Here is a 13,842-nt window from a genome sequence, read left to right as displayed (position 1 = left end):
ACTAGCGAAGCGGGGCGCATGGACAGTCTGTTTTTCAGATTAACGCCGACGGCGACGTTAGATGGTCTTGTTTTGAGCCATTTGCTTCTCTGCGTACTCTGCGATCTCTGCGGTTCATGCAGTTTTCGGGTTAGTTCCTCCGCCGCGACTTTTCTCCGGTAACTGAGCGGACAAGCGCATAAAAAAAACGGCACGGTCAGTAGCACTTATCAGGCCCGCTTGCCGGATGGCGGGTCTGACAGCGCTCCAACCGTGCCGCATTTCCAGGTCTCCCTCCGTGGTCTGCTGTCAAGTTCACTGACGAGGCGGTGCGCGCCGTCTGAATCCGGCCCCGTATAGGTATCCTTCAGGCCGACGCTCGGCCTTCGAGTTCGCCGGTCAGAAATCCGGCGCGCACAGCCCTCGTCAGATATCGAATCCAGGCGGCGAGAAAGCAGGCGCCTCCACCTTTTCCCCCTCAAGAGGCAGTCCTGCCCGCTGCCATTCATCCAGACCACCCTTGAACACAAATACTCTGGAGTATCCCATCTCCTCCATCTTCAGCGCCGCCTCCTGCGAGGCCGGGCACTGACTGCTTCCACAATAAAGGACAACGTTTCTGACCTTGTCCGGAGCCGCCTGCCGCACGCGACGTTCAAATTCGTCGCCCAGCGGCACGTTGATGGCCCCGGCGGCATGCACATCACGGAACGATTCTTCCGGAAGCACGTCGATCAGGACGCCGTCCCATTCGTCACTATCCAGCCAGTCCACTAATTCTTGGCGTGAGATAGTACGCATGAAACACCTCTATTCATTTGTCAACGGGATCCGTCCCGATCATCCGTTCCGTCACAGCACTCAAATTCTATGCCCCGCTGCGCAAGTCCACTCCATAACTTCCGCGAGATCTGCCTGAAAAGAGTATCCGCCTTTGACCTACAGGGATGGAACAAGCCGCAGAGGTCGCAGAGGTCGCAGAGGAAGGAGGTTGTTTATTTCTGACATCCTCAGCGTCCACAGGTCAGGCGCGGGGTGGCATGGCGACACACTTTGAGTTTCTCGTGGGTCGCCATGCCACCCGGCGCAGAGGCATCATGCTAAAAACATATGCCTCTGCGGTCTCTGCGATCTCTGCGGTGCAAAGGTGTTTCCGGGCTAAGGGGCCTTCACATCCAGCAGCGCGCCCTCCAGCACCACCGGATGCGCAGGAGGCGGTTGAAGATCCACGCTCTCGACATCCTGCCCCGTTGAAATGGCGATGCGGTGCAACTTGCCCGCCGACGTCACGATCGCACAGCCGCCGGCGAGGGCGCCTTGCGAGAGCGTCCCCTGGGGGAACTCGCGCGACCAGAGCACACGCCCGCCGGCCAGGTCCAGCGCGCAGAGCCTTCGCGGACCGACGGCTAGCACTACATTGCCGCTGACGGCGATGAGCCTGTCGGACGGAACGGCCATGGTTTCCCAGAGGAACTGTCCGCTGTCGCATCGCATGGCCATCACGCCGGTATGGTCGCGCGGGGCCAGCAGGAGCGTCTGGCCGGACAGCAGCGGCGCGGAGCCCTCGCGACTGAAGTTCTCTGCCTGCGGGTCGACGTCGGCGGTGCTGGCGTAGCCGCGAACCCAGTCGAGGGCGCCGTCGCGAACATCGCAGCGCGCCACGATTCCCATGCTCGTCGAGCAGTAGACCCAGCCGTCGTAAATTGCCACTCCGCCGGCCCCGCGGGCGCTGTCCAGCAGCGTGAACGGCTGCCAGCTTAGCGGCTGGGTCCACAGCACGCGGCCGTCGCGACCGTCCGCGCAGACCAGCCGCCACAGAACCGCCGGTCCGGCGTCTTTGCCCCCGCCCAGACCGGCGTCGGCGCCCAGGGCGGCAGGAACGGCCAGCACATACACGCGCCCGTCGGCAGCGGCCGGACGGCTCATCGGCATGAAGCTTCGCCAGTCGTCGCGAGCGGCGGTAGACCAGAGAGCCTGGCCATCGGCAGCACTCAGCGCGACCACGCTCTGTTTGGCCGCGGCCACGAGGCGGTAGATGAACCGGCCGTCATCGGATAAGGCCGAGGACGTTTCGCCGCGCACACAGACCCCCCGCCGCTCGAATCGGGTATCCGGCTTGACGCTCTTGATGTAGCGATCCAGTGCGGCGGGGTCCCACGGCGCCGCGGCGGCGGGTTCAAGCAGCGAGCCGGTCCAGAGCGGTCCGCTGCCGTCGGCATTGAAGCGAGCGACGCGCGCGGCGCCCATCACGTAGATCGCCCGGTCGGTGGCCTGGACCTGGCTGATCGGCCAGGGCGTATGCAGACCGAAGTCCAGTTGCGGACCGTCGGTGCATCGCTGGTCGCCGGGCCAGCCCGCGGGCAACTGGACGCTCTTGCGGGCCAGATCGGCGAGCGCCACCTCGCCGCCGCGGCTGGGGCCCAGCAGTGCTTTCTTGATCGCCGAGGCGGTAAGGGTCCCGCCCCGCCAGGGCATGGGCGTTTCATCGGGAACCTCCGCCATGGCGGCAGCGTGCAGGGCTGGGGCGGTGCCTTGCCGCGCCATCGCAACCCACCTGGCGGCCTGGGCCGCGTGGCGGATTTCCGGATCGTCGGCATGATCGAGCAGATCGTTCAGCGACGCCATCGCCCATTGGCAGCGCCCTTGCTGCAGGGCCCGCTCGCTCAGATCGAGCAGGAGTTCATGAACGCTTCGGGCCCAGGGGGCACGTCGGGAGAGCCTGGCGGCTTCGTCGAAGTCTCCCGTGCGAGCCAGTTCGCCGGCGAAGCGGACGGCGTATTCTTCCTGGGCTGCGCGGACCCGCGCGAGCTGCGAGGCGGACAGGTGCTCCAACAGGTCTTCCATCGCCAGGCGGTACGAGACGAAGTGCCAAGGGCTGATCTGCAGACGCGCGTCGCGCTGGGCGAGCAGATTCAGCAGCCCCTGCACGTCGTCGGGATGAAGCGATTCGGACGCCTGGAGCGACTTGGCCGCCCCGGCCAGGGCCTCCCATCGCGTGGTGATTTCACGGTCGATCTCCGGCGGGTCCAGCGCGCCCAGCGGGCTGCTCTCGGGGTCGGGCCACCACGGCAGGATCATTTCGCGGCTGGTCTGGGCGATGGTCTTGTGGGCCTGGGCGTGTTTGGCCTTTTCGTCGGGGAACCGCTCGATCATGGCCTTGAGCAATCGGATCTTTCGCAGGGCGATGACGAACCGCACGGCGTCCTCACCCTTGGCCAGATAGCTCTTGAGCGCCGGCGTCCCGGTGGCAAACTCCTTCTGCCACTGCTGCTCGGTGTTGGCCGCCAGCGTCTGGTCCCAGGTCGCCTTGTACTGGATGTCGAACGCCGCCCATTCCGGCGGCACCGAGTCCAGACCCGGCGGCGGCTGAAGATTGCTCAGGCAGATGTTCTCGACGCCGGCGCCGGTGAAGTTGCATCGTCCGGTCGAGCCGAACCAGAACCCGCTGATGGTCTTGCCCTTGGTGTCGATGTACCCCAGAAACCCCTTGCCCTTGTTCTCCGGCCAGATCTTCTCGATCGTGCCGCCGTCATGCGTGAGCACGGACTTGTACATCCCCTTGTAACCGGGATGCGAGAAGTCCCAGCCGACGGCGCAGACCTTGCCGCCGTTGATCGTGATCGTATGGCGAAACCACGGCGCCGTCGTGCCGCTTCCGCTCAGAGAGAGCGTGCCGTCCTTGGCCGCTCCGATCCCCACAGAACCGGTTCCGGTAGCCACAATCGTGATCAGCCCGGCGTTGAGCGGAACATTCTTCTCCAGCTTTTCGTTGGCGAAGCGAACGGGCGTGAAGTGCTTGACGGCCCTTTCCCACTCCGTCCGATCGGTGTATTCGACCACCCCCGCCTGCAGCGGGCCGCAGAGCAAAACCGTCAGCAGAACGGCCGATGCGGGCATGCGTCCCCCGCGCGGCGGACTGCAACCTTCCAGGCTCATGGAGATACTACGCACGTCGGTGTCCTTGTCACTGCCCCGCCTGGGGCGGAGATTCCCGCCAGGCACGTTCATGGAGGCCCACTGAACGGCACGTGTCGCCATGCCGCCCGGCCTCATGATAAACCCTCACGTTGAGCGTGAGGAATGCAAAATCGTTCCCGCCCCATCGTCGATTGATCAAGCCGCTGATCCGCATTCCGGAATCCGCATCCGTTATGGATTTGCCGGCGCCGCCCGCGCTGCGAGTAACGCCTTTATTCTTGCCGCGGCGGCGGTTACTCTGCAGACATGAGCCTCTTGGGCGTCAGTCTGGTGCTGGAGCCTCCGAATTGGCCGGTGCTGCTGTCGGTCGTCGCCGCGGCGGCGCTGGTGGGCGAGGCGATCTTTATGACGCTGCGCCTGGCGCGGCGCGGCGGACGCGGCGCGGCGGCAACGATGGCCGCTGCACTGGCCGGCGGCGCGGCGCTGGCCGGCGTCGGAGCGTGGTGGGGTTTCCCCGCCCTGGCCCTGCCCGCCCTGGCGGCACCGGCGATCATCGCCGCCATCGGCGCCGCCATTCGAGGCCGCGACGGACGCGCACGGGCCTTCGCCCTGGCCGGCGCCGTCTCCAGCGCTCTGATGGCTCTGATGCTGCTGTGCCTGTTCTGGACCCCGGCCGGACAAGTCGTCACCCTGGCCGCGGCGGCGCTGGCCTGGTCCGTCCGGGCATACGCCAGCACAACCACGCCGCTCAAACCCAAGGCCAAGGCCCTGCTGCTGGGGCTGAGGCTGCTGGCGGTGCTGCTGCTGGCGCTGTGGGCGCTGGGTCCGGCGCTGGAATACCGCACCACCACCGATGTGCGGGGGCTGGTGCTGCTGGCCGTCGACGTCTCCAGTTCCATGCAGCGCCGCGACATGCCCCCCGATTACAAACTCACCAGCCTGCCCGAAGGGCAGAGCCCCGTCAGCCGCATCACCTCGGTGTACTTGGCCCTGAACGACCAGCGCCGCGCCCTGGGCGAAATCTTCAAGCACAGCGACATCGAGCTGGTCCCCTTCGACAGCAAGGCCCGCCCCGCCGTGCCGATGCCCCCCGACGCCCCAGGCCCCATGCCGCTGCCGACCGATGCCACCGGCGCCTCTACCGCCCTGGGCGACTCGCTCGCCGCCGCTGTCGAGCCCCACCAGGCCACCTCGCGGGCAGTGACGGCCATCGTGCTCGTCAGCGACGGATGCAACAACACCGCCGCCACCGACGCGACGCGCCCGCAGACCTTCGCCCGCGCCAGCACGCTGCCGATCTACACCGTCGGCGTGGGCTCGCCCTCGCCCGAAAAGTTCATGCGCATCCTGAGCGTCACGCTGCCGCAGGACATGCAGAAGGAAGTCGAGGCCTTCAACTCCCTGCCCATCAACGCCCAGGTCAAGGCCACCGGTCTGAAGGGGCGATCGGTCAGCGTCGTCTGCCGCTTCGGCGAGACGGTGGTGGGCAAGAAGGACCTGCCCGTGGCCTCCGACGTGCTGTCGGAAAACGTGCAGTTCGTCCACGTGCCCACGCAGAGCGGCTACCAGCGCCTGACGGTGACGGCCGAGGCTTCGGGGGAGAAGATCGAAGGCCTTCTGGGCCGCCCCAGCGCCGCGGCGCTGGTTCACGTGGTGGACCGCGAGATCCGCATCCTGTACGTCGAGGGGCGGTTCCGGTACGAGTCGAAGTACATCACGCAGGCGCTGTCGACGGGGCAGCGGTTCGGCGTCGACCGGCGCGTGCTGCTGGCGCCCGCCGGCGCCGGCACGCCCAACACCCTTCCGGTCGACATTAAGGAATGGCTGCGGTACCACGCCATCATCCTCGGCGACGTGCCCGCCTCGTGCTTTACGCCCCAGCAGTGCGAGATCATCCGCGAGCTGGTCGAGAAATACGGCAAGGGCCTGTGCATGATCGGCGGGACCGACAGCTTCGCCAACGGCAAGTGGGACGCCACCGCCGTCGCGCAGGCCCTGCCGGTGGAGATGGCCGCCTCGGACGGTCAGATCGACAAAGAGGTGCGCGTCGTGCCCACCGAAGAGGGGCTGCGCGACGAGATGATGCAGATCGACGCCGGCGACGCGGCGGCCGCCTGGGCGTCGCTGGCGCCGCTGTCGGGCGCCAACAAGCTGGGCGGCTTAAAGCCCGCCGCGGTGGTGCTGGCGCGCAGCAGCGAGAACCATCCACTGATCGTGGCCCAGCAGTACGGCAAGGGGCGGTCGTTGGCGGTGGCTTTCGACACCACGTGGCGCTGGGTGCTCAATCCCAAAGACACCGCGGCGCTGCAGCGGCGGTTCTGGCGGCAGGTGGGGCTGTTCCTGTCGGCGCCTAAGGGCAACGTGTGGGTGGCGACCGATCGCGGCAGCTACAACCTGCAGGCGCTGACGTCCGGCGCCGAGATCATCAACATCACCGCCGGCGTCGAAGACCCGCGCGGGCTGCCCATGCCCAAGGCCCCGGCGACGGTTGTCCTGACGGGACCGGACAATTCCCGCCAGCTCATTACCACGGCCGAGGGGCCGGTCATGCGCACCGGCGTGCTGCGCCGGCTGATGACGCCGGGCGTTTACAGCCTGAACATCGAGGCGACGGTGGCGGGCAAGAAGCTCGCCGCCGAGCACAAGTTCGAGGTCGTCTCGCGCGACCTGGAGTCTGAGACCGTCACGCCGGACCTGGACCTGCTGAGCGAGATGTCCCGCTCCAGCGGCGGGCAATACGCCCCCCTGCGCGAGGTCGGCCCGCTGCTGGAAAGCCTCAAACTCCAGACCCGCCCCAAACCCCAGGAAGTCGTCGTCCACAAATCCCTGGGCAAACCCAAGCCCCTCGACTGGCCGCTGGTCGTCCTGCTGCTGATGCTGCTGTCGCTGCAATGCATCGAATGGGTGCTGCGAAAACACAAAGGGCTGGTGTGAGGCATCTGTAAGCCAGGAGAGCTCATGAGAACAATTGACCGGCGACTCCAAGACAATGGATCTATTGTTGGTTCTCGCGGAACGGCGGCCCGGCCGGCCAGGAGTGGGCCCGGAACCAACGCTACAAGTTGTATCGCAATGGAACGTTCTACGACCTCAGCAACGATGTTCTGGAGAAGAAACCTCTCAAGGCCCTGTCGCCCGAAGCCCAACGGGTTCGCACCATGCTCCAGGGGGCCCTGGATCAATACAAAGACGCGCGTCCGGCTGCAAGCTACGAACTCCGGACCAAGAAGAAAGAGAAGCAGCGCAACTAAGATAAGGATGGTATGACAGCACGCCGGCCCAATTCTTTTGAAGATTCGCCATCGCCGCCTCCGGTGCCGCCGCAATTTCGCCCCGGGCATGGTCCACCGCCGATTCCCGCAGATGCGACCGCCCCTCATGCAGCCAAGCGACTGTCAACCGGAAGCACCGTCAGATGGCTGATCAGCGCCGCGGCCGCGGCTGGGTTGGTTATCGGGCTGTACACGCTGCTGAGGTCGGGAGGTCGCTCCCCCTCTCCCGCGCCGGCGCCCGTCCAGCAACCTTCCGCGCCCGTTGTCCCTGCTGAGGAACCTTGCGACCCGATCTGGAGCATTCTGGAAGACAGAGCGGCCGGCGGGCCGGAAATGGACATGAAGCGGCTGAGCGTCCTCAAGAAGATGGCAGCTTCCGGTCCGTTTGAGGAGACGAACGCCTGGCATCTGATCCGCCTGATCCCCGCCCAGCAGGGCTGCCCCCATACCGCGGCTTTCATGCATAACAAGCTGCTTTATACGCCGCGCCCGGCGATGCTGCCGGCATTACAACGGGCACTTGCCGACAAGGACCCAGACCTGCGAGCCGCTGCATTGGACGTGTTGATTGACGCGGGAAAAGGGCTCAGCCCGGCTCTGGCGGACGTGGAGAAGATGGCGGCACTGACCGGTTCCCCAGAGGAACTGGCACGGATCAAGAAAGCAATCGTGTCGCTCAAGATACAGCCGCACGTGCGGGGCTTCCTGGCGCCCAAGAGTCCCGGTCGGGAAAAGTTCCTGGCCGTTCCAATCGAGGATCCGTCGTCGCTGGACAAGAGGCCCCAACATTATGCCGGCGTGTTTGTGGCGATTGTTCCCGACGTCGAGCCCGCCGCAAGCGGGGAGGCTCAAGTCGCGGCCGAGGAGATCTGGCGGGCTTTGGAGGGGCCGCTTTCAAAAGTTGATTCCGTGCGTCTGCACAACCCCGATCAGGTCGGCCTGGTCTTCCACGAGCGGCGATTCGTCGGCCCGCCCGAAGACTGCCCCGCTGAATATGACGCCCTCGTTCGCGTGACGGTGCGCCAGGCCGCCTCAGGCCGCCAGTGGATGCTGGAAGCGCTGAACCTGTGGACGGGGCAAATCCTCTGCCGCCGGCAGCTGACGTCGCAGCCCGCCGACTCCGCCGCGATAGAGTCGTTTGTGGCTGACTTCAAGAGGGCCAAGGAAAAACAACTCGGATATACTGAACCGGGAACCGAGGAAATCCGGATCCTACACCCTCGCAACCCGTCGCTGCCGGCCGGCATCGAAGACAAGTTGCATCGCCGCATGCTCACTCTGGCGGAACTGTCTGATCGTCTGAATCTGACCACTGAGATGGAAAGTCGCTCGGGGCTGGAGGACATGATCTTCACGGCGATGCGCATGCCGCGCACGAGCGGCACCAGCAGGTTCCATCCGGTGGCGCAGGTCTCGTCAGAGATTCAAGCTTCGCCCGCCGGGCCCGGCGAGGTGACCCTCAACCTGACGCTGCGCCGCTACAAGCGACCCGACGCCATCACCATCCGGCGAAGCGGAAGCATCGACCGCGTCGAAGACACCCTGCAGGCCATGTGGGCGGAAAAACGCGATGATTTCAATCGCCTGCGGGACAGGCCGGTGAAACGCCGCGCAGCCGACGGAACCGACCTGATCGCGATGGTTGAGGCACACCGCGCCACCACCGATCCTGGGCTTATCGATCAAGCCTGGAAGCGGCTCGAGACGAAGGTGCCCTATAGCAAGAAGGAAGACACCGCTCGATTTGACAGCGTCATCCGGCTGGAAAGAAGCGGCCAGCTCAACGCCGCTACCGCGGAAAGGATGGTCCGCCTGATCCCGGCCCAGTCGGGTTGCCCCATGACGGCCGCGCTGCTGCACAACCAGTTGACCCTCTTCATGGGCCGCTCCTCCGTCGGCGGGGCCGCCGCCGCGTTGAAAGATGACGATCCGGAAGTGCGTGCGGCCGCCCTGACGATCCTGACATACCTGGGCAAGTCCGCTCGCTCGGCGCTGCCGCAGTTGGAGGCGCTAAAACGCTCCACCGCCGATGCGGACGAACAAACCCGGATCGCCGAGACGATCCAGGCCGTCAAGACGCGCCCGCCCGACATCCAGGGCATCGTGCCCAAGACGCCTCCCGCGGCCCGGACGCCTCCGAAAGCGGCCCTGCCTCGGCCAGTCCCTGAACCGTCCGGTCGGCTTGCCGTGGAACCGTCGCTGCGACCCTCTGAAGTCCCTGCGCCAGCGAACAACAAGTTCACGTTCGTTCTGGTTCCGCCTGAAGGCAAGAGCGATCAGACCGACGCTGCCGAAGTGGATCGATTCTGCACTCTCCTGACGGGCGAACTGAGCAGCAGCGGCGAGGTCTCCATCGTGAGATTCAGCTCGGCCGCCCCCGTCTCCAGGACCACCGGCGCCAGACGCAATCCACGACCGATCCACTACGATGCGGCGATCCGAATGCAGGTGGCCAACGCCGATGCCGGTCCGGTGCTGCAGGTAGAGCTTCTGGATCTGGCCAGTGGACGCGTGGAGCCGGTGCCGGAGGTTTCGCTGAAAGCCCCCATGAACGAGGCGGTCAGGCCGCTGGTGCAGCACTGCCTGCAGGCCAGCCAGAAGTTCTCGCGGGCGGCCGCGAAAAACGGCACGACCGTGCGAATTGTGCCGGTGGTCTCGCCGCTCCTGCCGGCGGGACTGGCCCGCAAGGGCGAAGAATGGGCGCACGATCTGCGAAAGACCGTTGCGGCGCCCGATGTGGCGATGACCCTGCCGATTGTCGCGAAGTCGCGGCACGAGAAGGCCCTGTTTCTGAGGATGGGCATGTGCATGGACACGCAGGAGCGGTTTTTGCCGCATGCACAGGCCGTGGTGGAACTGCGGCTCAAGCCTCCTGCCTCGGGCGATCCCTCGCAGGTCGTCGAAATCGAGATGCTGCTGCACCGCAGTGCCGCCGGCCCTGCCGTTGCCACGGTCTCGAAACTGATCCGCGTCGCCGACGGCGCCGATGCCCTGCGCAGTCTCTGGAAGGACCTCTGGACGGAACCGAAGTAGTTGTGCGTTGTGCATAACCGCGTCTGCGGTACAATCCCGCTTCATCAGACATCCGACTGATTTCAGGAGCAACCTCATGGCATTCAAGGTCAACGGCGGCCAGACGTTTGTGTTCATCGGCGATAGCATCACCGACTGCGGGCGGCGGGCGCATGCGCGGCCGCTGGGCGACGGGTACGTGCGGCAGGTGGTCGACATGGCGACCGCGCGGTATCCCGAGCGGAAGATCGACTTCATCAACGAGGGCATCAGCGGCAACACCGTCATCGACCTGCGCAACCGCTGGAGCGACGACGTGCTGCGCCACCGGCCGCACTGGCTGAGCGTCAAGATCGGCATCAACGACCTGCACCAGAACCTCGGCGGCGGGCCGATCACGCCGGCCGTCTTTGAGACGACCTACCGCGACATCCTCACCCAGGCCCGCAAGCACTGCAACCCCAGGATCGTCCTGATCGACCCGTTCTACATCAGCGCCGACCGCTGGCCGGCGAGCTTCCGCACCTCGGTGCTCAAGGCCCTGCCCAAGTACATCGCCGTCGTGCATAAGATGGCCCGCGAGTTCAAGGCCGCCTCCGTCCGAACGCACGACCTGTTCCAGCAGCAACTCCGCCACCGCCCCGCTGATGCCTTCTGCCCCGAGCCGGTTCACCCGACGGCATCGGGCCACCTGGTCATCGCCCACGGAGTCCTCAAGGCCCTGGGTTGGTGACTGCGATGCGTGCGGTGCTGATATCGTGTGCCCTGATGATGGCGCCGGCGGTAGCGGCCAAGGACGCCGAGGTGCGAATCACTGTGGCCGCCGACAAGCCCGCCTGGACCATCTCCAAACTCCTGACGGGCATGCACACGGTGTACGGCCATGAGCCCGACGCGCTATGGGAGAATCCCCAAGTCATCCAGTGGCTCAAGCAGGCCAAGGTCGGGACGATCCGCTATCCCGGCGGGACGGCCGTGCAGACCTGGCACTGGGACAACCCCAACGGGATCAGTTTCCAGTCCGACAGTTGGGACCCGCACTACAAGGACACGCCGCGCGATCCTGAGTTGTGGATGGACCTTGGCGAGTACATCGCGCTATGCAGGAAGATCGGCGCCGAGCCGATGGTCGGCATCAACATCCGGTCGGGTCAGAAGTTCAAGCGCGAGCGCGATTCGCTGCAATCGGCCCGGCGTCTCATCCAGCACTGCGTCGCCAAGGGCTACGGCGTCAAGCTGTGGTACATCGGCAACGAGTGTTACAAAGGATGGAGCGCCGAATCCTACGCCAAAGCCATCGACGAGTACGCCGCCGTGCTCAAGCGCGTCGACCCGAATATCACGATCATCGGCGACTGGAAGTTCGGGCCCGAGTCGGCGCACCGGTTCGACCAGGCTATCCAGATCGCCCTGCGGTCCAAGCAGCTTGACGTGCTGGAGATCCACGAGAAGTACGTCCTCGAGAAGCGATTTGGCCTGACCAAGGACGGGTATAACTCCACGTCCGTCAAAGGCTGGCAGAGCGAAGGCGGGCTCTATCACGGGCGGCTGGACTTCTATATCGAGAAGTTCTACGCCGAGATGGAAAAACACCGTCGGTCCGTCAAGCTCGCATTCAACGAGTGGGCGGCCACGAACGAGACGCCGTACCTCACCGCCCTGACCAAGGCCGACTACCTCATCTCCATGTTCAAGCATCCGGTCTTCTCGGCCTGCGACTGGACGACCAGCCGCCACGTTGGCGCGCCGATCCTCTTCAACTTCCAGACCAGCACGCTCAAGGGCTTTGGTCCGGCGGCGGCAATGTACCCCATGTTCGCCCAGGCCATGGGGGGGCGCCATCTGCCGATGACCAGCAGCGCCCAGAACGTTTATGGATTCGCCGCACGCTGCGGCGAACAGGACGTGCAGATCTATCTGCTGAACAAACGATCCGAGGCCGTCGATGCGCGGATCGACCTGTCAGGCGCCCCCGCGCGCGGCCTGCACGTCGAGACCGAATCGTTCGTCGAGCCGGGAAAGATCGTCAAAGCCCCGCCCAAAGATGTTGAATCGCCAGCCGCCCTGAAGATCCCCCTGCCGCCGCTATCGTTTACCCGGATCGTCCTCAGCACCCCCGCCCCCGCACCGAAAGAAGTTAAGAAGCCCTGACCGACAAGAGCAACAAGCCTCGTGGCACCCAATCAACACCCGCTTACCCAGGCCATCCAGCGCCCGGGCTTCACCATCCGCGCCGCGGGAGCAATCTGATCGCAAGTTTGCCACAGGCGAGCACGCCCAGAAGGCATCCACGAAGGCCGCGTCGACCGCCTCGATGCACAGGACGATGTCCAGGTCTTTCGTAGCCCGGAACTCAAGGCCGGCAGCCGTCATGGCCAGATCACACGCCGTGCCGCCAATGAGCGCGTACTGATCGGCATACTTTCGGAATTTGTCACGAAAAATGTGCAGGCCCTTTACCATTTCAACTCCGCTATCATCTTTTCCAGGGCCGCTTGAACGCGTTCGTCTTGGTCGTCTCTGAGCGACAGGTATAGCGACAGCGGGTCCACGACATCTACTCCCTTGTCGAGAAGCATGTCGGGTCGATAGTTCCACACCTCAACCTCCAGGGCATCAGGGTCCTGCCTGGGAAGCGGTATCTTGTTGTGCCACAGAGGCAGGCTCTTCCAATCCTGTCCATACACGGCTACCACCGGCTGCGCAGGCGGCGCCAACATGGAGTAGTGCGCAAGTGCCGCCAATCCGGATCGGGGGGCTTGGCAGGCCCGGGCGGGTTGCGGCACAAGCACTCGTTTCGTTACGGGGCTTTGCAGCAGCGGCTGGGCCTTGGCCCATACGGTGCACTTGGGTTCAACAAAACGAAGGCGGCGCTCTTTGCCATGCCGCGTGATCTCGCCGAGCTGGGCGTTCTTGAGTTGGTCAAACGCCCGCGTCATCGTCATGGGAGAATAGCCCAGTCTGCGGCCCATCTCGCGCGGGGTCAGATATTCCCCGGTTGGATTGAGAAGCCAATAGAGAACCACTGCCTGCGTTGCGGGCCTGAACGCCAGAGGCAGTTTTTCGCTTCGCCCCGCTCGGCGGGACCGTTCTCGGAAGTCCATGCCCAGCATCGGCAGGTACATCTGGCTGGCCGGGACGATAAACGGCACTTTGTGTTCGAGCAAGCGTTTGCGGTTGTAGGGCGTCAGCCGCCCGCGGACGTAAACGACGTCTTCCGGCCATTTCTCTTGCACCTGGGCCACGTGCTTGCAAACCACCCCTGCCGCCCGCTCTTGATCGGCCTTATCAAGCATCAGCAGGCAGGGCTTGTTCAAAAGGCGAGCGTCCCAGTAGCCGTATTGCTCCCGCAGAAACGCCACCAAGCGCCTGCGGCCGTCCCACGGCTTAGCCACCAACGTCGCTCCAAGCGTCTCGTCAAGGTACGCGGCAAGCTGTCGAAGTTCGGGCTGCATCAGCACAGTATCCTTAACTATGCACATTATCTTAATACAAGATATCGTGCATTTACTGTTATCATCAGTTCTTTCGTCGAAATCCAGGTATCTTCTCCCATGCTTCATCCGGAAAACCCAGGATCGTCGTACATGAGGGGCAAGCGTTCGGCAAGCAGAAGGCACTCGAAGGCCTCGTTGAGGTCGTGCCCAAAGAACAGTCCATC

The 13,842-nt window shown here is 64.7% G+C and carries 8 protein-coding genes; 5 read left to right on the top strand and 3 right to left on the bottom strand.

What is annotated here, in order from left to right; all coding sequences use genetic code 11:
• Positions 1 to 405: 405 nt before the first annotated feature.
• Both ABFD92_04140 and ABFD92_04135 read right to left on the bottom strand, forming a co-directional pair.
• Positions 406 to 780 carry a rhodanese-like domain-containing protein gene (locus ABFD92_04140; GenBank protein ID MEN6503707.1) on the bottom strand — a complete coding sequence of 125 codons (375 nt, stop codon included), beginning with the start codon at positions 778 to 780 and terminating at the stop codon, positions 406 to 408.
• Between the two features lie 357 nt (positions 781 to 1,137).
• Positions 1,138 to 3,930: a PQQ-binding-like beta-propeller repeat protein gene (locus ABFD92_04135; protein MEN6503706.1), complete on the bottom strand. Its 2,793-nt coding sequence runs from the start codon at positions 3,928 to 3,930 to the stop codon at positions 1,138 to 1,140.
• Positions 3,931 to 4,203: 273 nt separating this feature from the next.
• On the opposite strand from ABFD92_04135, the gene ABFD92_04130 reads away from it, so the two are divergent.
• From ABFD92_04130 to ABFD92_04110, 5 genes are all read left to right on the top strand, one after another.
• Positions 4,204 to 6,831 carry a glutamine amidotransferase gene (locus ABFD92_04130; protein MEN6503705.1) on the top strand — a complete coding sequence of 876 codons (2,628 nt, stop codon included), beginning with the start codon at positions 4,204 to 4,206 and terminating at the stop codon, positions 6,829 to 6,831.
• A 128-nt stretch (positions 6,832 to 6,959) separates the two neighbouring features.
• Complete coding sequence (locus tag ABFD92_04125) at positions 6,960 to 7,148, top strand: hypothetical protein (protein MEN6503704.1); 189 nt, start codon at positions 6,960 to 6,962, stop codon at positions 7,146 to 7,148.
• Between the two features lie 360 nt (positions 7,149 to 7,508).
• On the top strand, positions 7,509 to 10,202 hold the full coding sequence (locus tag ABFD92_04120; GenBank protein ID MEN6503703.1) for a hypothetical protein: 2,694 nt from the start codon (positions 7,509 to 7,511) through the stop codon (positions 10,200 to 10,202).
• A 76-nt stretch (positions 10,203 to 10,278) separates the two neighbouring features.
• Positions 10,279 to 10,914 (top strand): SGNH/GDSL hydrolase family protein, encoded by a 636-nt coding sequence (locus tag ABFD92_04115; protein ID MEN6503702.1) that lies wholly within the window; start codon positions 10,279 to 10,281, stop codon positions 10,912 to 10,914.
• Positions 10,911 to 12,332 carry a hypothetical protein gene (locus tag ABFD92_04110; GenBank protein ID MEN6503701.1) on the top strand — a complete coding sequence of 474 codons (1,422 nt, stop codon included), beginning with the start codon at positions 10,911 to 10,913 and terminating at the stop codon, positions 12,330 to 12,332. Before ABFD92_04115 ends, ABFD92_04110 begins: the two co-directional genes overlap by 4 nt.
• A 305-nt stretch (positions 12,333 to 12,637) precedes the next feature.
• On the opposite strand, the gene ABFD92_04105 is transcribed toward ABFD92_04110, so the two are convergent.
• Positions 12,638 to 13,744, bottom strand: coding sequence for a hypothetical protein (locus ABFD92_04105; protein ID MEN6503700.1), 1,107 nt, complete (start codon positions 13,742 to 13,744; stop codon positions 12,638 to 12,640).
• Positions 13,745 to 13,842: the final 98 nt, after the last annotated feature.

The organism is Planctomycetaceae bacterium (genome assembly GCA_039680605.1).
GTDB lineage: Bacteria > Planctomycetota > Phycisphaerae > SM23-33 > SM23-33 > JAJFUU01.
This window is presented reverse-complemented; position numbering and strand designations above follow the sequence as displayed.